This window comes from Dysgonomonas termitidis (assembly GCF_054657735.1).
This window is the reverse complement of record NZ_BAAHYD010000002.1, coordinates 2,975,537-2,995,647: the sequence shown is the minus strand read 5'-3', so window position 1 is coordinate 2,995,647 and position 20,111 is coordinate 2,975,537. Positions and strand designations below refer to the sequence as shown.

Annotated in this window: 9 protein-coding genes and 3 pseudogenes; 5 read left to right on the top strand and 7 right to left on the bottom strand. The window is 41.6% G+C overall.

Annotated features, from left to right (window positions below):
* The first annotated feature begins 106 nt into the window (after positions 1 to 106).
* The 5 genes and pseudogenes from ACYQ3L_RS16390 to ACYQ3L_RS16370 all read left to right on the top strand — a co-directional run.
* A complete protein-coding gene (locus tag ACYQ3L_RS16390) occupies positions 107 to 1,789 on the top strand; it encodes a hypothetical protein (RefSeq protein WP_379995254.1) in 1,683 nt (560 codons plus the stop codon).
* An 86-nt stretch (positions 1,790 to 1,875) separates the two neighbouring features.
* Positions 1,876 to 3,306 carry a DUF3863 domain-containing protein gene (locus ACYQ3L_RS16385; protein WP_379995252.1) on the top strand — a complete coding sequence of 477 codons (1,431 nt, stop codon included), beginning with the start codon at positions 1,876 to 1,878 and terminating at the stop codon, positions 3,304 to 3,306.
* A gap of 63 nt (positions 3,307 to 3,369) precedes the next feature.
* The gene (locus ACYQ3L_RS16380; RefSeq protein WP_379995250.1) at positions 3,370 to 5,943 is read left to right on the top strand and encodes a glucosidase family protein; all 2,574 of its coding nucleotides are present in this window, start codon (positions 3,370 to 3,372) and stop codon (positions 5,941 to 5,943) included.
* A gap of 252 nt (positions 5,944 to 6,195) precedes the next feature.
* Entirely contained in the window at positions 6,196 to 7,050 is an 855-nt protein-coding gene (locus ACYQ3L_RS16375; protein ID WP_379995248.1) for a hypothetical protein, read from the top strand.
* A gap of 68 nt (positions 7,051 to 7,118) precedes the next feature.
* Positions 7,119 to 7,256: pseudogene (locus ACYQ3L_RS16370) on the top strand (transposase); the annotation flags it as partial.
* 23 nt (positions 7,257 to 7,279) lie between these two features.
* Here ACYQ3L_RS16370 and ACYQ3L_RS16365 read toward each other — a convergent pair.
* From ACYQ3L_RS16365 to ACYQ3L_RS16335, 7 genes and pseudogenes are all read right to left on the bottom strand, one after another.
* A pseudogene (locus ACYQ3L_RS16365) lies at positions 7,280 to 8,179 on the bottom strand (TonB-dependent receptor plug domain-containing protein); the annotation flags it as partial.
* A gap of 154 nt (positions 8,180 to 8,333) precedes the next feature.
* Entirely contained in the window at positions 8,334 to 9,638 is a 1,305-nt protein-coding gene (locus tag ACYQ3L_RS16360; RefSeq protein ID WP_379995246.1) for a glycoside hydrolase family 88/105 protein, read from the bottom strand.
* A gap of 381 nt (positions 9,639 to 10,019) precedes the next feature.
* Entirely contained in the window at positions 10,020 to 11,336 is a 1,317-nt protein-coding gene (locus ACYQ3L_RS16355) for a rhamnogalacturonidase (protein ID WP_379995244.1), read from the bottom strand.
* Positions 11,337 to 11,406: 70 nt separating this feature from the next.
* A complete protein-coding gene (locus ACYQ3L_RS16350; protein WP_379995242.1) occupies positions 11,407 to 13,092 on the bottom strand; it encodes a glycoside hydrolase family 28 protein in 1,686 nt (561 codons plus the stop codon).
* Between the two features lie 17 nt (positions 13,093 to 13,109).
* Positions 13,110 to 14,189: pseudogene (locus ACYQ3L_RS16345) on the bottom strand (glycoside hydrolase family 88/105 protein); the annotation flags it as partial.
* Between the two features lie 87 nt (positions 14,190 to 14,276).
* On the bottom strand, positions 14,277 to 17,906 hold the full coding sequence (locus ACYQ3L_RS16340; RefSeq protein ID WP_379995241.1) for a DUF4450 domain-containing protein: 3,630 nt from the start codon (positions 17,904 to 17,906) through the stop codon (positions 14,277 to 14,279).
* A 72-nt stretch (positions 17,907 to 17,978) separates the two neighbouring features.
* Complete coding sequence (locus ACYQ3L_RS16335) at positions 17,979 to 20,105, bottom strand: hypothetical protein (protein WP_379995306.1); 2,127 nt, start codon at positions 20,103 to 20,105, stop codon at positions 17,979 to 17,981.
* Positions 20,106 to 20,111 lie beyond the last annotated feature (6 nt).

The window sequence follows — 20,111 nt, the reverse complement described above, 5'->3', positions numbered from 1 at the left end:
CTGAAACATAGAATAATATCACCGGCTATTCGCTTCAGGAAAAACGGGTCGCCGGTGATTAAGATATAAACTATAAACTATCACTAAAAGATATATTTCATTTATTATGAGTTTTATGAAAACAAGATTTATACTATTACTCCTAACTGTAATATGCCTGGGATGTAATACTGATACAGGTAAGAAGGAGCAAAGTAAAGAACCGGGGTCTCCCAGGATAATTAATATTGTAAACTTTATCCGCCAGACTGATTATCGGGTACAAAATGCAGATAGTTTATTATTTGAAACAGTTCGTGAACAAATAAACTTACTGAATAGATATTCTTTTGCAGCTACTTTTTTACTTCAATACGATGCCCTGATAAATCCAAAATATCAGGAATTACTCAAGAAAGGACTGAAACCGGATTCTGAAATCGGTGCGTGGTGGGAGATTACCCAGCCCCATGTAGAGGCGGCAGGTATAAAGTGGCGTGGAGAACATTCATGGGTTTCTCATGCAAATATTGCCTTCACTACAGGATATACACCACAGGAGAGGGAAAAGCTGGTAGATGTGTATATGGAGAAATTCAGGGAAATATTCGGAAAATATCCGCAATCGGTAGGTTCATGGTATATCGATTCGCATACACTCGCATATATGTACGAAAAATACAAGATAATAGCATCCTGTAACTGTAAAGATCAGGTCGGAACAGATGGATATACGCTTTGGGGTGGATACTGGAATCAGGCCTATTACCCTAGCAAGCTGAATGCCTACATGCCTGCCCAGACTATCGAAGGGCAAATACCCGTGCCAATCTTCCGCATGTTGGGAAGCGACCCTATTTATCAATATGATACCGGACTGGGACGTGACAGGCAGGGGGTTATATCACTGGAGCCGGTGTACAGGGATTCGGGGATGGACAAGAAATGGGTTGAATACCTTTTGGAGTCGATCGTAAATCAGCCATGCCTCGCTTTTAATTATGCACAGGCCGGGCAGGAGAATTCCTTTACATGGAACGGCATGCAGAAAGGATTGGAAATGCAATTCCCTATATTCGATTCGCTAAAGAAATTAGATAAAATCAAGATACAGACATTGGGCGAATCGGGCAAATGGTTTAAAGAAAAATATTCACTTACACCGCCGACGGCAGTAACTGTACTTACAGATATTCGTAATGAAGGGAGAAAAACAGTCTGGTTCAATAGCCGCTATTATCGTACCAACCTGCTATGGGAAGGGAAATCGTTCCGCTTTAGAGATATTCATCTTTTCGATGAAAAAATGGAATCGGCATATCTGAATAAACCCGGAGAAGGGAATCAGTTTTTATATTTTACGCTTCCTGTTGTCGACGGATTTATGTGGAGTACAGCTGATGACCGTGCAGGCCTGCGTATTAATTGTATAGATAAGGAAGGAAACAAGACAGAGGTACTGTTGAACGAACCTGTAGTAACAGAAATAGCTAAAGATGTGCTGCAAGTGGAATGTAAAGATCAAAATAATAATATCTTCAAAATCATATTCTATGAGGATAGATTCGAAGTATCTAGCCAACCTTCGAGCAATGGACTGAATTGGTTTCTTGAGCTTAAAACTGTCGAAGGAAAAGAATTACCATTCCGCTCCATAGACAACAATCGTATCGATGCTGAATTTATGAACTACAAATACAGTATTACATGCAAAGAAGGGATAATAGACAAGGGAATTACTGCCAACTATATCTTTCGTTTGATACCTGTAAATAATAAACTAGTTGTTGATTGTACAAATAAACGATAAAATGAATACCATACAGTGCATTCGTTTTTTTAGAATGCACTGCGTTCTTAATTTCTTTCGAAAGATGTTGTAAAAAACAAATAAATATGAACAAAAATATTCTTTTGCCAAAGACTATAATCCTCTTTGTAATCTTTGCTTTTACCAACTTACTAAAAGCCTCAGAACCTTTCTTTGGCTCCAATAATGAAACTATCCCGCTCAAGGGGAATAGATTTGTAACCCTTTGTATAATGATACGTACTACCCCTTGGGAAGTATCGCGCGATGTTAAACTTCATCCACGTGACGAGGGAGACTGGCATACTCTGGATGGGGTTCGTTCATTGAGAGAGGCCTTTGCCAAGAACAATCCGGATGGACGATTGACCTGGGGTTTTACGATGAATGCATTGGAAGACCAGCGTGAAAATTACAAGCAGATCCGTCAGTATATTGTAGAATGTCAGAAAAAATATGGTGACGAGGTATCTTACTTTCCGGGTTATTTTCCGGCGATGTATCTGCCCCGTGAGCGGGTAAACCGTGAAATGTCTGAAGCAATTCAACTCATATCCGATATGGTTGGGAATGGATATCGTCCCCAGTCAGTTATCGGCGGATTTTTATCAGCCGACAACTTAAAATACCTTGCAGAAAAAGAAAAGATACATACAGCACATGCTGTCATCTGGAGTCAGCACAATATAGACGGAGGAGGGGCTGACGGCTCCCCGTCATACCCATTCTATCCGTCAACAGAACATTTTTGCAAGCCGGCGCAAGGCAAAAAAGATTTTATAGACTGCGTGAATCTCGATGGCTGGACAATGGATTTCCTATGTGCACGTCGTAGTGGGCAAAACGGACATGGTATTGAAGGATATAACAGCCGGCGCGGGGTAGGCCCGATAGAGACATATAAAGGTTGGGGACTCGACTTGGGACATCTGGAAGTTATGCATACACAATCCATTCATTTCGATAAAGGTGTGGAACTAAACGGATTTGGCTGGGTAACCAATATTTGGGAAGCACAAATGGTACATGAATTTGGAAAGGAGTTTATATGCAAAGCTATGGAAATGTGGGTGAGCGGGACAAAAGAACGCTGGCCCGATACTCATTTTATAAGTTTTGGGGAGTTTGGAAACATCTGGCGTGAACATAATAAGACGAATGACGACTGGAACTACAGATTTGAGGAAAGAGGATCGGGACTTGGCGATTCATATAATAATCTGGAGATAAAGTGGTTTATGAATAAAGAATTCCGGTTGGCTTTATTGCGCGATTGGCATAGAAAGACACCCTTCCGTGTTATCGATTTTACCCGCTACGATATCGAGGCAAAAGAACCATCCGACCCTACACCTCAAAAACCTGTCAAAGACTGGAGTTTAATAAATGTGATGAATCAAAAAGGATTACGGCCACAAGACGAACCAAGGCTTTTAGAAGAGCTGGACAAGAAAGATCAGGATCTGATAAGAAAGCATTACCCTGAATTATTTGATGGTAAAAAGGACTTATTGTAAATAGTTTCATAGTCTTATGAATAAAACTTTAAGAGCTCGTTTATTAAAAACATTTGTATAGGTATGAAAAGAGAATATTCAATCCGGAATAAGATAAATCCAAATGGATATTATCTATTAATGTTATTATTGATTTTTATATATCCCTCAATTTTAAATGCTTACAATGACAGTCTGAAAGGTGGGACGCGCCATGCTGATGCTGAGATAAAAAAACATATATATCATAATGCAGCCTCCAAAACAGTTAGAATCACAGATTCGGCTGATAATCTTGGTATTTTGATAGATTACTCGAAAGGGTGTAAGATTACCGGATTGAATGTCAAAGGGAAAAATACGTTATCATCATCAGGTGTCTATACCTGTTTCAGTACACGAGGAGGTAAATTTTCCTCATGTAACAGTACATCCGGCATAGAAGTAAAAAAAACGGACGGAGGGATAACCATGAGTAATATAGTTTATGGGGATAACTCTATCAATGTAAACGAGTCATGGGATTTTAAACTTGTTGATGATAAGATATTCTGGAAAATAGATCGTCGATACAGCAATCTTGCAAAATTGGAAGAAACTGCTTTTCCACAATGGAGTTTTGCCAGTCTTTCGGTATGGAAAGGTGGTATATTGGACAATGGCGGTATGGTTTGGTGTAAGTATCTGGCTACTGTGAATGATACTTATGGCGTACATACAGGAGGTGTGACATTTTGGAATCCCGATTCCGGTGATGCTTTGCGCATAGCAGCAAAATCGGATGAAAAGAAGTATATAGCAGCAAAATATTCTCAAAGTGAAAAGAACGAATTTACATTTACTCAGTCTGTAACAGATGTGGAACTTGAACCTCGTTACAATCTAAACCGGTTTGTAGAAAAGAAGGCAGATGTGTTTTCTGCTTTCGATGTACAAAAAGGTAATACTTCGATCAACCTCGAAATACAATATATAGATTACGAAAAGGAATATTCGAGAGGCAAGCTGCCTGCGATTGATGCCGAAGCAGTGCGTGAGTTATTGAATACAACAGGCAGATATGGAGTAGTGGATAATAATATTGTCGGAGCCAACGGTTGGACCACCAATTGGAAATGTTTACATGAACCGTTCTTCGCTCAAATTGGTATGGCTCTGAATGATGAGAATTATACACGCAATTTGTCATCAACCCTTGATCAGGAAAGAAATTATGCAATAACAGCCGATGGCCGCGTATTGTCTCGTTGGCACAATGCGGATGATGACCAGATGCCGGGGACATTTAATTATAAGACAGGCTATTATGAAGCCAGATGGGGATATACTGTTGATTCTCAAACAGGTTATATTATCAATACAGCCGAACAGTTTGATTTGTGTGGTGATATAGATTGGTTACGTTCGCATAAAGAAAGTTGTGAAAAGGCGTTAGGTTGGTTAATAAAGCGAGATTCGAACAATAACGGCATCTTTGAAATGGTAAACAGTTCCATTGCGGAGCAAAAGGCAAGCGATTGGCTCGATATAGTTTGGGCCAGTTTCGAAAATGGATTTGTAAATGCCCAAATGTATGAAGCACTCCGATTGTGGGCCAATTGTGAATTGATTTTGGGTGATAAAGAAAAATCAGATTATTATTTTTCCGTAGCATCACGACTAAAAGAGAACTTCAATAAGCCTGTAGACAATGGTGGATTCTGGTCGCCTCAAAAGAAACAATATGTTTATTGGCGAGACAAAGACGGAACAGTGCATGGAGACAATTTAGTAACCCCTGTTAATTTTGCTGTCATTGCATTTGGCCTTTGTGACGATAAAGAACGCATAGCTGTTATCCTCAATGAAATAGAAAAACGAACTGTGGCCGAGAAACTTTTTCACTGGCCTTTGTGCTTCGATTCTTATAAAAGGGAAGAAGTACATCTGAATAATTGGCCATTCCCTAAATATGAAAATGGAGATATTTTCCCTACCTGGGGATATCTGGGGATCAGGGCATATGTTGGTTACAATAAAGAAACAGCATTGAAATATATACGGAATATCCTTGAACAATACAATAAGGATGGACTTTCATCTCAGCGTTATAGCAGGGATACACAATTGGGGCAAGGCTCTGATATATTGGCCGGTATTTGTACTAGTATTACTGCGCTATATAGGGACATATACGGCATTCGTCCAAAATGGAACAGGATGGGAGTGGAGCCGAATATGCTTAAAACCCTTAATGGAACAGAGTTTTCCTACAAGCTCCGTGGTACAGATTATCATCTCGCTCTTAGTGTCGATGATTATACTATTAGTACAAGCGAATTTACACTTAGAAGCAAAAGTAAACTAGGAGTAAATAAGTCCGGAACTATATTGACTTATTACCCGGATAATAAAGAAGAGATGACTTTAGCTATAGATTCAAAGTCCGAACACCCTATCTATATTGATGTTATTAGTTGGAAAACAGGAACATATTCATGGAAAATAAACTCAAAAGATGATTATGGGTTTAGTTTGACGGGACTTATTCCGGAGGCGGTGTATAAATTGTTAATAAATGGTAGGGCTGAAACAGTGAAGGCTGATAAAGGCGGACGAATTTTGAGAGAGCATCATAATGATGGAAAAACGGCTACTTTTATTTTGAAAAAAATGTAATCGATTGATCCTTATGTTGATAAGAAAATAATGAAGAATAGCGAATGGCTGACAAACCTATTTTCTACCCTTTCTGCAATCTACATATATGATGCAACTTATAAGAGATACACAAGAAACTCCCCCATATCCATATACAAGGGAGTTTCTTAAAGTAGTGCTTATAATCTTTCGTAAATCAAAATGAAAATAAAGTGTTTTTTAGAAGTCCCCTTAAGTAAATTTGAAAATCGTTAACTTAAAAAAAAAATCATGAAAAGAATTATCATTACTTCTATTTTAGTGATTGCCTTTTTATCACTAACCATTATGAACTGTACACGACACGATGAAGTCTATGAAAACAATTTAGACAACGGTGGTATACCAATTAAAAAGTCTGAACAAAGCACTATCGTCAACTCAGATGAGAGTCAATCTGCAACGTATGCACGTTGTTGGGAACAATTCTATAAAGATAAAGACATGCAAAAATTAAAGGAATGTTTAGGAGAGATGGCTGGTGGTCCCTCTGGTCAACCTCGTCCTGACCTTAACCCAGACGCAGTTACCATACCACCACCTCTTTCTTATGCTAATCCAATGTATAATAAGACAAATCTTAATGACCATTTTTGGCTTGGAAAAGAGGTTTTATCTAAATTAAGAACGGTAAATTATTGCGATCGTGCAAGTATTATTGAATTTAGAAATGTTTTAAAACAACGATTCCCCGTTGTATTTGAAATAATAGAAGCTTATGGAGAAATAGGTGCTGTTATTCTATTAGATGAGGGTGTCGAATATAGTCCTTATGAAAAAAGGGGAATAATGGTACGAAAGAGCTTTGACGAAACTCATAACAGAAGTACAACAGAGGTTATCATTGATGGTAATAATAGTAGATTCGGATTTGATGAAAACTTTGATAACATGCTATCTTTTGCTCGACAAAGAGGATATAATACTGATTTATTCATAAATATGAACGGAGATATCTATTATACACTTAATTATTGGTTATTACATAATATAGCGTTAGGACATGATGCTTTTATATTTGCTTACCCACCAGCCCGCATTAAATGTACCCCTCCCTTACAAGAAACCGTAGATGATTTCAATTAAATGGTTATATAATTATTTCAGCCCGGTACAAATACCGGGCTACTTTTCAATACGGAAATATCTCCTGATACAGAGATAAACAAGGAGTTGTGTGTCCCAGATGTGGGAGCAAGGAACATTATTGGAAGAAAGGCAAAGAATGTTACGAATGCAAAAAATGTCGTACCCGTCAAAGTCTAAAGAGTCATACCGTTATGCATAGTTCAAATAGCCGAAAAAAGCAGCATTTATTGTTAAGGATATTATACTGAGAATTGGCATTCAGTGTGTAACGGTTTACACTGCTTTGCTTATGCCATCCCGGGTCTTCCATGAAACTCATGGAAACATATGAAGAGGATCTTTCCGTACCCGATGAAATGCTCAATGAATGATTCATCATTATGTTGTTGGAAAATAATTCATCAAACCAGTCTGTATTACGCATCTCAGCATCTGTGAGGAATCTGTTTCGCGCTTCCGGTGTGTTTTCCAATCCAAAAACACCACTTGTTCTGTCATAGCTGTCGATCAGCCTGTACATCTGGCCATAAACACCGCTCTTTGACCTGCGCAATACATCAGAAAAATTAAGCCATCCTTTAGCTTCCAATTCTTTGTAAATACCCATCTGGTCCTGCGAATTCATGATGTTGAAATTGCGGTAGCTGGGTTTCATTCTGGAAGTCAGTTCCGCAGTATAGTTGATACTGGATGTTCCTGCCCTTCCCCGTTTGGTGGTAATAACAATAACGCCCGACATGGCCCGTGCTCCATATATAGAAGTTGCCGAACCGTCTTTTAATATGTCGAAAGATTCAATATCATCCGCATTCAGTCCGGCAATAGCATTGCCCAATAATGTTACGGCATCGCCGGATGAAAGTTGATCGGCAGAAATGTCTGTTACATCTTCAATAATCACGCCGTCGACCACCCAGAGAGGCTTGGAATTACCATAGATGGAAGTAGCCCCGCGTATACGGATTTTCGGAGCTGTGCCGAAAGTCCCCGAGACATTTTGTACTGAAACGCCCGCCGAGCGTCCTTCCAGCGAGCGGCTAATATCAGAGACACCGCTCAGCATCATCTTTTCTGCATCCAAACGATCGGCTGCTCCACTAAACATACGTTTATCAGTACGGGTCATACTTTTATTTTTTTTGATAATTGTTATATTTAGCCATGACTAACGCCGTAAATTATAAGACCGTATTCCTTAAATTTTCTATTCGATATATCTTGTCCGTTTCCTGTGTATGTCCTGACAATGAATGCCTGTAAAAAACAATTGTTTCTTTGACTTATTTTTTTATCTGTATTTTATCATATTGGGCATCCGCAGATATTTCAGAATATTTCTTGGCATACGACATCTCTGTCAGTGCCCTCAGCACAGGACCTTCACCCATCGGGGCATTTTCCTGCGTTTTACGATTGTAATAGAACGTTAAGGACGGCATAATCCCTGTCCCTACACATATGGCTGTTACATCGCCCTTATCCGTCATCTTAGTCATCATCCCTTTCAACCCCAGTTCCGCGGCGTAGATATAATCCTTATTGATCCAGCCTTCGCGTACACCTCTGGCAATACCGAAAACAAACATAGCTGTTCCGGTTATCTCCTCATACGAATCTGTTCTGTCCAATACCTGATGCCACAATCCATTTTTACCCTGATATTGCAGGACACCTTTCACCTGACGGTTGAAGTTCTCAATAACGGCACTACGCTTAGGATGGCTCTCAGGCATCATAGTTAACAGATCCGCCTGGGCCATCAACATCCATCCGTTTGCCCTCGACCAATGCGCGACTCCATGCTCTTTTACATCTGTATGATAACAATGGTAATATATTTTTCTTCTGTCATCCCAAAGATATTTGTGGTAATTCAAGACCTGATTGGCCGCATCATCGAAATACCTGACATCGCCTGTTATCTTACCCATACGGCACAGGAACGATATTCCCATAAACAGGTCGTCTGCCCAGATCGTGTTTTCATGGGGCCATATACGCGCTATTGTTCCGTCTTCCAGACGAGGTTCTGCATACAGCAGATGTTCGGCTGTAGTATTCACATAATTCATAAATGCCGGGCTAGGCCTTCTCATCACCAATTCGATAAGGCTTGCGCCCATAGGCCCGTTATCATCCAAACGTTTATTACGGAATATCATATGCCAGCTCAAATTACGGATGGCACGCCATCCTCCGTTTTCGAATGCTTCATTATATTGTTTTTCGAAGAAACCCAGATTATCTTTATCGAAAACAAAGTCCATATTTTTGAAGGCATAATCCTGAAACTTCTTATCACCCGTCTTATCTGCGAGTTCTAAAAGAGCCATATTCAAAACACCATTGGTATAATGCCATTCGTTGTATTCACTGGTAACCCGAATATCCTGTGTCACAGGAATATTTTTAAGGCTGGCATAAGTTTGCCGGGTTCTGGTATTTACAAAAGTATAAGGTGTTTCCGAGATAATACGTTCCGCAATAACTGCTGCTAACTCCCCGGGTGGGAGGGTAGCTTGTGAAAAAGCAGGAACCAGGCAAAATACTCCCAATATAAAGCACAATATTCTTTTTACATTCATCTTATATTAATTTTATTGTTTATCAGTTGATATTTTAAATTTTCTCGTATTGTAACCTATCCTTATGACCGGCAGGTTTTTTACATATATTAACAGTATATGGTTAAAAAGTAACAAAAGTAACAGATATATCAGTTAACAACTCGTATCTTGTCTACTCGTAACCCGTAACTGCCCGAAGGGCGAAGTAACTCGTAACTATATCAAAAAAGTTACAAAAGTTACACTTTTTCCACTATTTTTTATCTGTTCTTTTTTCCTCTCTGTAAGTCCCCCTTGGGCGCTCGTTCATCCTTTCAAAGAGCTATCGGCTAATAACATAGATAAAGTTTTCTATTCTTCATTCACATTACGATCTTTTGATACTCTTCCATGTTTATCTCATTGCTCTTTACCATTCACTTTTACATTTTTCAAAGTGAGACCGGTTATAAAATCAGTATGAATGTCAAGCGCTTTTTCAGCCCGGATATCCAGATTTTCAAAAGTAAAGTCCGACAAACCGTAGCGGTCCGATTTCTGTACATCGAAGAACGAGGCGCACTCCAGAGTAATATTACGCATGGTTACATGATACGAATATGAAAAGGGAATTTCTTTTTCTCCCTTCAGGTCAAAAAACTGTATCCAGGGCCTTATGTATAAGAAGCTATCCGCGTTACCCGTGATATCTTCAACTGAAACGTATTCATATTTCTGAGGAGTATCGGGACGCATCTTCAACCACAGAAGGCGTTTGGCGCTATTTATATTACAGCGGCGTAGAACGATATTGCGATTGTGAATGGACTCGCTGCCGAGTGTTAAAACGGCATGGCAAAATCCGTAAGTACAATCTTCTATTATTATATTACGATTTGCCCCGTTATCCGGGTCTTTGTCTGCTTTGGGCCCTTTTCCACCTTTCAGGGCAACCGCATCGTCATTCACCGACAGATAACAATTCTTGATATGCACATTGGTGCATACATCTATATCTACGCCATCCGTACTTGGCGCTTTTACAGGCTCCTTCGGCGAATAAATATACAGGTTCAGCAACTTGACATTCTCGCATTTATAAAGGTGTGTAGTCCAGAACGGAGAATTAACCAGCCTGACATCCGATAACTGCACGTTTTTACTGTTCGAAATATAAACAAGGCGTGGACGCAGCTCTTCTGTATTTGTACATTTGGGATTGACCTCCCTGCGCAGCCAGAAAGACTTCCAATATCGCAATCCGTTACCATCGATAGTTCCCTTTCCCGTGATAGTAAATCCATCCACATGATCGGCATTGACCAGTGCCGCGAAATATTTTATGCTTTGCCCTTCTATTCTGGTCAGCAGGACAGGAAAATTGCTGATGTCGTCGCTTCCCTTCAATACTGCATCTTCTTCTAAATACAGATGTGTCCCGGGTTTGAAGAAAAGGGAACCGCTCAGGAATATTCCTTTCGGGATAAGGATTACCCCGCCACCTGCCTGAAAAGCTTTATCTATAACAGACTGAATTTCCCCTGTCTGTATTATGGTACTGTCATTTACTACTCCATAATCTGTAATCCGGTAAGTCATACCTAATGTTTTGATGTCTGCAACTTCATTCTGTCTGAACCATTCAGGAACAGGTGACCCGTCAGGAAATACATCTTTTGCTGAAAACTGCAAATTCACAACTGCACAAAAGAATAAGGCTAAGATTATCTTTCTCATACTATAATACGTTTTTTATCGCAACTAATTTATTTTTTATGCTTTTCAAAGCAATCAAAGAACCTGCAACTTAATCCGGCTTATTCAGTTTTACAATATCCGGTTGAGTATCTTTTCCGGTTTTTAATTTATCTGCTCCATAAGATGATGAGATGTTTATATTTTGCGACCTGCTTCCCGTGATTTCAAAAATTGTCTCTAAGCTCTCATCTGTATTAAAGCCTTCCACACTCACATTCTTCACATTTCTAAGTAACAATGCAGGTGCTTGCTCCGAATAAATATTTACGTTCTTCAACCTGATATTCTCGGACTCCATCAACTCCGCGCCTACCTGCGAATGAACAGTCACATTCTCTATATTGACATTTTCTATATGATGCTCGGGTAATCCGTAGAAATACATAGCCCGGCGTGCCTTACTGCAAATCACATCTTTTATATAAATATTCCTGAATGTAGGCGTGGTTTCATCCACAGGAGGGAAAACTTCCTCCCGGGGCTGGGTAATCCCTTCTTCGAGCGTTTCTACGGCAGATTTTCCTCCATAATAAAGATTGAACAGAAGCGGTTCTGTCGCAATATCGAACATGCTGATGTTTGAAATATAAATATTCTCCACAATTCCGCCCCGTCCTCTGCTGCTTTTAAAACGAAGCCCTACATCTGTACCCAGAAACTGGCAATTAGACACAGATACATTCCGCACTCCTCCCGACATTTCACTACCTACTACAAATCCACCGTGACCTTTGAAAACAGTACAATTGTCAACTATCACATTTTCGCAAGAACGGTTTCGTCTGCGTCCATCTTCATCTTTACCCGACTTGATGCAGATCCCGTCATCTCCCACATCGAATGTGGAGTTTACTATAATGGTATTTTTACACGATTCCAGATCCAGGCCGTCCCCATTCTGTGCATAGGAAGGGTTGCGCACCTGTACTCCGTCTATAATTATATTTTCGCACAGCAGCGGATGTATATTCCATGCAGGGGAATTCTGGAAGATAATACCTTGCAGATATACATTTCTGCAATTTTGCAGACTTATCATTACTGGCCGCAGGAAATCCTTTACCGAAGCCCATTCTTCTTCTGTTTTCAAATGGCGGGGAACATTCATGTCGCTGATAGTATCCCCGTGCAGATACTGTGCCGAAGGCATCCAGTAATCGTCCCGTTTAAATGCGCCGCCATTAGAAGTCGCTTTTTTCCAGAGACTTTCCGGAACTTTCTGCTTTTTCAACGGCCGCCAGTAATGGCCGTTCCCGTCGATAGCCCCACTTCCTGTTATTGCTACATTTTCCAGATCTTTTCCCGAAACCGGCGACTGGCATCTGCGGGTATCCAAACCTTCGAACGAAGTTTCTACAAGCGGATATAAATCCTTGTCGGGAGAGAACAACACGATAGCACGGTCTTCCAAATGGAGATTGATATTGCTTTTCAGAACAATAGGCCCTGTAAACCATACTCCCGAAGGGACAATCAGACGGCCTCCCCCTTTTTGGGAAAGTGCCTCAATCGCGTTCTTAAAGGCCTCAGTATTCAATCCGGTACCATCGCCTATTCCTCCGTAATCTCTGATAGATACTTCATTGTCCGGAAACACGGGAGGAGAAAATGCGACCATTTCGAACGGCAAGTCTTTGTAGAGATATGCGTATTTATTCTCCGTCCGGCTATCCGTACAAGACGTACCCCAACTTATAACAGCCAGCAGCACGGCTGGTAAATAATAGTATTTCATGGTTCTTTAAGATTTAGTTACTTTCCTAATTCAAGACATCCCATAATAAACGGACCTGTTGCTTTAGCGTCGTTATCGCGGATACGCTCACTTACATAATATCCGAAACTTCCGTCACGGTACGGATTCCCTCCCAACCCGGAGACGGCGCAGCATTTGGTCAGGGTCAATGTGCCATCCGCGTTCTTCACTATCAATGTATTCATCAGCCCGTCATAAGCCTTTTCCGCTATCTCCCTGTATTTATCATCGATATATCCTTTATTTACAGCTTTGGCATACGAATACATAAACATGGACGAAACCGATGCCTCAGGATAATTGCCGCTTTTATACCCTTTATCCAACACCTGATACCAAAGGCCTGTCTTGTCCTGATATTTGGGTAATGTTTCTGCCAGACCGTTTATCATTTTAATTAATTCTCCCCTTTGAGGATGATTTGCAGGAACAAAATCTAAAACATCGACCAATGCCATAAACCACCAGCCCATAGCACGCCCCCAGAAATTAGGAGATTGCCCGGTTTCTTTATTGGCCCAGCGTTGCTTTTTACTTTCGTCCCAGGCATGGTAATACAAGCCTGTTTTAACGTCATAGGTATGCCGGGCGCAAATAAGAAACTGGCTGATTACATCTTCTATTATATCGGGCTGATTGAAAGTCACTGCATATTGTGCCAGAAACGGCGATCCCATATACAGACCATCGAGCCATATCTGATGCTGGTAAATCAGTTTGTGCCAGAAAGCGCCTTCCAGTGTACGTGGATGCATCTTCATCTGGGCAGCCAGCCTGTCCATTGCCAGCTTGTATTTTTCATCTCCGGTTTGCTGGTAAACATCGAATAAAACCTTACCGGAATTTATATAGTCTATATTATAGGATTCCACTTTGTAGAGATGGATTTCACCTTTATCATTAATAACAGTATCTACCCAATTAACTACATAATCGAGATATTTGCGATCGTTGGTCTTTTTCCACACTTTCAGCATGGCTGTACAGCCTACCCCTTGCGAATATCCGAAATACAATCTTTTCCCATGGTCTAACTGCCATGCCTGCGGAAAACGCTTCATCTCGGAATCAGCAAAAAGGATTCCTGTTTTCTGGGCTTGCGCCAACTGTAAAATAAACAACGAAATAAAAATTAATACCAATTTTCTCATAAACTTGTCTTATTATCGTAAAAGGGTAATCCCCATCAAACCTATAATCACTTCGTTGGCTATACATTTCAGTTCGAGTGACTGAAGTTCTTTCCTTTTATCCAACGGTAAATCCAGAATTATTCCTGCTCCGCCATCAATACTTCTTCCGTAAACTTCACCGGAGTCTATTTTCATATCCTTTTCCATATTCCGGCTGATTATACCCGTCTTAAAGGCTACCCGGTACGGACGGGGTTGTTTCGATCCGAAAGCCTGACCGTCCATATAGAAGTCCTGCTCAATAGGAGCCCATGTTTCAGGCGGAACAAGCTGCAAAACAAATTGGCTTCCATCGGTATATTTAACTGTTGCCGTGCCATTCACCACATGACATTGCATATGATTGGTACTACCCGCCATCATCAGATAGGCGTGTGACGATTTACCCGAAAGGGGTATCCTTACTTCGGCAGGGTAATTATCCCAAAGTGTTGTAAATGCTATATTGTTCGCGTTTGTATCTCCTGTTGTCCGGAAAGAAATATCAAAAGGCGTTGCGACTTCGTTGTTTACAACGGATTTTCTCAGGCCTGCATCATCAATAGCGGCGGTGAGTAAAGGATGGCACCATTCTCCCATACCCTGCGTCGGAACCTGCAATGTTGTATAAGGAGAACGGGGTGTCAGATATTCATTCCTGAATATCTGCGAAACCGGAGCATTCAGGTATTTATCTATCTCTATGGTTTCATATACAGGCTGGCTGTTCCTGATATTCCAGTTTATAAGATTCGTATCGTAAATAACTTCCCCTTCTTTTTCTATCTGCAAGGAGTTTGTTCCGGTCTTCACTTTATCATCGGGTATAGTTATCAGTGCCGATATTTCTCCTTTTCCTAAGGTTAAAGACCGGGTATAATTTTCAGAATCCTTATTCACAAATAATTTTATATTGGCCGGGGTTTGTTGATTGTTCTTCAACCTGAATTGCAACTTGTCCGTTTCCGCGTCAAATTCTACGGAAAACGGCTCTCGCATTTCGATATGGATGGGCTGCCACCACAACATCCGGCCTTGTTTTACCTGTACAAACAATGTCCGGTGTCCTGTTCCTCCTTTCAATATTCCGGACAGGCTATTCTCTTTCTGCCTGACATTTAGCAAAACATGCTGGGGATCATAAACTTTCACTATCTCCCGTGAAGAATTTAAATTCCATTTTTCACCCTTTACTCCCATATACTGACTGACGGCATCACTCAATGTATTACCCGACCATTCGATAACAACCTCAAACACTTCGGCATCCGTACAGTCTATTCTTATTAATGGATTGCCGATATTTTCAACCAACGTCCATTCTTGTTTTTTACCGTTTACGGTTAATGATGTTATATTTTCCCGGTTAGCCCTGATTAACAGTTCAATATGCAATTGCTTACCAAACCGGTTTTTTATCAGATAGGTGTCTGTCAGTTTGTTTCGTTTATAATCAAAAACGACATCCGGAGTAGAAAGGGAAGCATAATCCCATCGTGTGGGAAATCCGGGACGGATAACCAACCGGTTATTCATTGCATCGGGTAATATCCCGAAAAGTCCCTGAATAAGCACTCTCGAATATACTCCGATGGGATCGCCGAAATCACGGTAACATTCTCCCCGCGCAGCGTCGTAAAAACTGACCTGCCCTATATTACCCGGACTGCTACCCAGATACATTCCATCCAAAACGGAACTTTTAAACAGCTTGTATGCTTCGTCTGCTCTGCCCGCCTGCCAATAAGCCAGACTGGTATGTGCAACTTCGGCAAAGGCCACATTATTTACAGACCATGAATAAGGAAGCCAATTCGTAGTAGAAACCGTCTGATAACCTTCATCCTCTAAACCGCTTGCCAATACAGGTATATGAGGTATTTCCGTATCTATATAACGTGTTGCCTGATAGGCCTGAAAAGGCGTGTGAATATCAGAATCGATAGCATGATATACCGTCCATACAGCTGCATCCGGGTGTATCATCCGGTTGCCCATAAGGTCTTTGTATTCAGCCCACCACCCTTTGTCCGGCAGCCATAATTGATTATCGATGGCGTTCAGTATTCTTCCGGCTTCAGTTTTATAAGGTTCGGGATTTTCTCCCAGCTTTTCAGCTATTCCGGCAGCCATTTTATTGGCACGGTAATTATATGCGGAAGAATGCGTTACACCTCCGCTGTTGTATTGTAGCGCATCACTCGCCCATATTCCCGCATAAGCATCGTATAAACCGTCGCCGTCAGGATCGAAATTCCGTTTTTCCCATGCTAAGTGCCGCTTCAATACAGGCCACATTTTACGGACATAATCCATATCGCCGGTCCAGTTGAAATGCCAGAGCAGTTCGTCTATGTACACCAGATTCATATCATAATGGTGCATCTGGCTTGTATTATCAGGGTTGCGGCAGATATAGCCATTACTATACATCTGCGTCCCCCATGTTTTTTCGGCTCTGGCGAGATTTAATTTCCGGTCTTGCGCAGGGTGGGGGATAACCGGCCCGATATTGGTAATCTGCGAATTTGCATATCCGTCGAAATGCTTACGGCTACGTTCGTGCCAGCCTATGACATCCCCGGCATACGCTGCCCGCCAACCATTCAGCGGCATGCGCCAGCCGACTGCGCCATGTTGCCATGTATTGGAGGCATCATCCCAAATACCATCGGCGGCAATGCTCAATACGCCTCCCAGTGTATTGAAATAAGGGTCCGGAGTATTGATTTTTACCGTTTCCGCTATTTCTTTACGTTTGGTTTCAGCCTTATCGAACTCATTTTTCAGCCGGGTATAATTCAAACTGTTATTGTCTTCTTTTTTTATAGAAAAGTAATATACTTCCGATTTATCCAAAATAGTTTTAGAGACGAGTACCGGCTTATTGCCGGGCACAGAAGAATCCCACAATCCAAGGGGAGTCATTACAGCATAAGGCGAAGCCTCTTTCAGTAATGATTTTTCAGGAAAAACTCCTTTTATTTTAAGTGGCCCACCTTTTGTCCCTTGTCCGTATTCCAATGAAAAAGAATTCTGATTTATCGTATAACGGTTATTCTCACAAGCATCAGGCTTCAGAGCGAAGGCATCCGGATCATCAACACCTAAATCCCCGTTCCGGGAGAAACGTTTGTTGCTTGCCCCGCCATACATGCATATCAACTCCACGTCCGCAGGTAAATTTACAGTTTCCAATTTCAGGATCATCCCTTCTGTTCCGGCCATAGCCAAAGCTGTAATAATAATTTCCCCATGAGCTATAAACGGGTCTTTTATTTCATAAATACGGCTTCCCGCCCTGTAAACAGATTTGATATATTCCGCATCGTTCAACCAGATACTTTTTCCGTTTTTAATAAGTCCTAATTGCATATTACCTCCCATATCCGGCATAAAGAATCCGAATTCGGGCAGGTCCCCTGTTTCTAAGCGAAAGGCTGTATTGGTACCATATAAGGCACGGTTAAACTTCTTATTTCCATTCACAATAACGAAATCCCCGTCTTCGGGCATATAGCGTAACTGCCGTTCCTTTCCATGCCAATAGCCTTTCGGCTGAGCGGAAACATGCAAACAGGAAATTGCAAACAGAAAGTATATCAACGCAAAATATCTCATGTTGTAAGTAAACGGGCAGAGAGAAACTCTGCCCCTGCATTTTTAATTATTCATTTTTCACTTTTCATTCATTTAAGGCATCGGTTTCAGGTCTTCCCAGACGACATTCCATGTACCATCTTTAGGGAATCCCGGGTTTTCAGTTCCATTTCCGTCCCAGCCTGCGCACATCATTGCCACCGCGGTAAGTAAGCCCCCATTCCCCGGAAGATATACCCGCAGACGGGAATCCTGATAATTATGACCGTTAAGAAGATATGTATTGGTACGCTTTTCCATCAGAAGGGCGCCAATCGCTTTTTCCGGATCGCCAAGACGGGCCGCACTCATGGCAGTCATCGGATAATCCCATCCCCATGTTTTACCCCAGTTCCAGTTGTCCCATATCCAGTTCAATGTGTTCTTCATATAATCGGGGCGTACCAGCTTACATTGAGGCAATATACCCAATGCACCCAATACAGCCGGATGGTCGGACGTAAAACGGATATCTTTGTAAGTATCCACAGCGTCTTCGGAAGCTAAATATAAACCATCTGAAGCCGTCAACGGTGAAAGCTTATCAATCAGTTCGTCCCATTGCGGTTTACGTTTTTCGCCTGCGCGTTCTCTCCACAGTTGCGCCACAGACATGGCGTAATGCCAATATGCGAGTTCGAAAGGCGGATTGATCGTTTCCGAAGCTCTCAACGTTTCCTGAGCCGGAATAATTCCTTTCAGTATATAACGTCCTTCCAATTCGTCGTAGGTGGCAAATGACGCCATAAATTCAGCAGTTTCATTAACAAGGAAACCATACTTTTTAACCACCTCTTCCGAAGGGTTATTCCTGTAAATAAGTTCCGCCATATAGATGAAGTGAGGCTGTTGCCAAATTAGGAAAGATCCTACTTTCGACGGCGCTTCCGTACCTGAAGGGTCTGTCATCTTCATCCAGCGCGCGCCTTTGAATCCCTGCCTTTCGGCTATCCGCTTAGCAACGGGATAAACCTGCGCATACCAGTCCATACTACGCTCCAGCAAATCGGTTCTGTTCCACAATGCGAAATGTACGGCATGCCACCAGTGCATTTCGAGATGGAATTTTCCAAACCAGCTGTTATAAGTCAAACCTGTCTCTTGCGGAGGATACATTCCTGCAGATTGTATTGCCATCAGATATTGTGACAGGATAACCCTGCGCTCCAGTTCCTTCGCCCGGGGGTCTGTACATTTCGAAAAATCGACGGCTCCCCCCTTTTCCCAGAATGCAGTCCAATACCGTGATGAAGCCCCGAATGTTTCATCTGTATTGTCATCCAGTTTCGCGGGAGCTTTATCTGTGAACTCACATACGAATGAGAATTTATCACTTTCAGGTGTCAGGAGTAAATAATGCGCTTCTTTCTCCGACAGAGCAGCTTTACCTTCATATTTTACCGAAATATAATATACGGTTGTATCTAATGTCCTTTTCAAGACGAAAGAATGGTCATCCCGGGAAATGATTTCCGTTTTATGTTTTTGCGGAACAGTCCAATCCGTAGCATCGTCTGAATGATTGCCGGTAGGGTAGGGAAAACGGAAGTTCACTTGCATTTTTCCTTTTCCGATCAAAGGTGAATTCAGGTTTATAGCTAGACGGTCCCGGTCAGGATGGACTGCCGTCTGTACAGATACCGAATCGGAATTTACTGTGTACCGGCTGGAGATAATTCCTTTCCACAGATCGAGTGTCTGGTTAATATTCTTAAATTCTTCGGGCTTAACCTTTTCGCCGTTATCATCGGTCACCTCTAACCCGACATAACCTAAATGCAGACGGTGAGGATTGACACGGAAATAATTCGCAGCATCCTGTTGACGGCCTTTTTCATTAAACTGAACGGCATAAGGCTCGTCCCATCCTCTAAAGTTGTAATTTCTGAGGGTCTCTTCGGGTTTGAAATTTTCCGTATCCGGATAACTGTGCCACCCCCACTGGGATTGTGTGCCCAAAGGTACTCCGGCAGAATACAACCCGGGAAATGTCTGCAATCCGGTAGCATCTGCCGTAAAGGCAAAATTACCGTTGCCGACGGACAGTGAAGATAATTCTTCGAACTCCGTCACCTTCGGATTATTTCTCTCTACCAGGGCGTAACGGTCTATCTTTTCAGGAGCATTATTCCCGCAGCCAGCCAGTAAGCCTGTCAAAAGCAGAACTGCCCATTTTTTCATCATAAA

Excerpts from the sequence above, each read along its gene's own strand:
- ACYQ3L_RS16390 (WP_379995254.1), top strand. The coding sequence starts at position 107 with ATGAGTTTTATGAAAACAAGATTTATACTATTACTCCTAACTGTAATA.
- ACYQ3L_RS16385 (WP_379995252.1), top strand. The coding sequence starts at position 1,876 with ATGAACAAAAATATTCTTTTGCCAAAGACTATAATCCTCTTTGTAATC.
- ACYQ3L_RS16380 (WP_379995250.1), top strand. The coding sequence starts at position 3,370 with ATGAAAAGAGAATATTCAATCCGGAATAAGATAAATCCAAATGGATAT.
- ACYQ3L_RS16375 (WP_379995248.1), top strand. The coding sequence starts at position 6,196 with ATGAAAAGAATTATCATTACTTCTATTTTAGTGATTGCCTTTTTATCA.
- ACYQ3L_RS16360 (WP_379995246.1), bottom strand. The coding sequence starts at position 9,638 with ATGAATGTAAAAAGAATATTGTGCTTTATATTGGGAGTATTTTGCCTG.
- ACYQ3L_RS16355 (WP_379995244.1), bottom strand. The coding sequence starts at position 11,336 with ATGAGAAAGATAATCTTAGCCTTATTCTTTTGTGCAGTTGTGAATTTG.
- ACYQ3L_RS16350 (WP_379995242.1), bottom strand. The coding sequence starts at position 13,092 with ATGAAATACTATTATTTACCAGCCGTGCTGCTGGCTGTTATAAGTTGG.
- ACYQ3L_RS16340 (WP_379995241.1), bottom strand. The coding sequence starts at position 17,906 with ATGAGATATTTTGCGTTGATATACTTTCTGTTTGCAATTTCCTGTTTG.
- ACYQ3L_RS16335 (WP_379995306.1), bottom strand. The coding sequence starts at position 20,105 with ATGAAAAAATGGGCAGTTCTGCTTTTGACAGGCTTACTGGCTGGCTGC.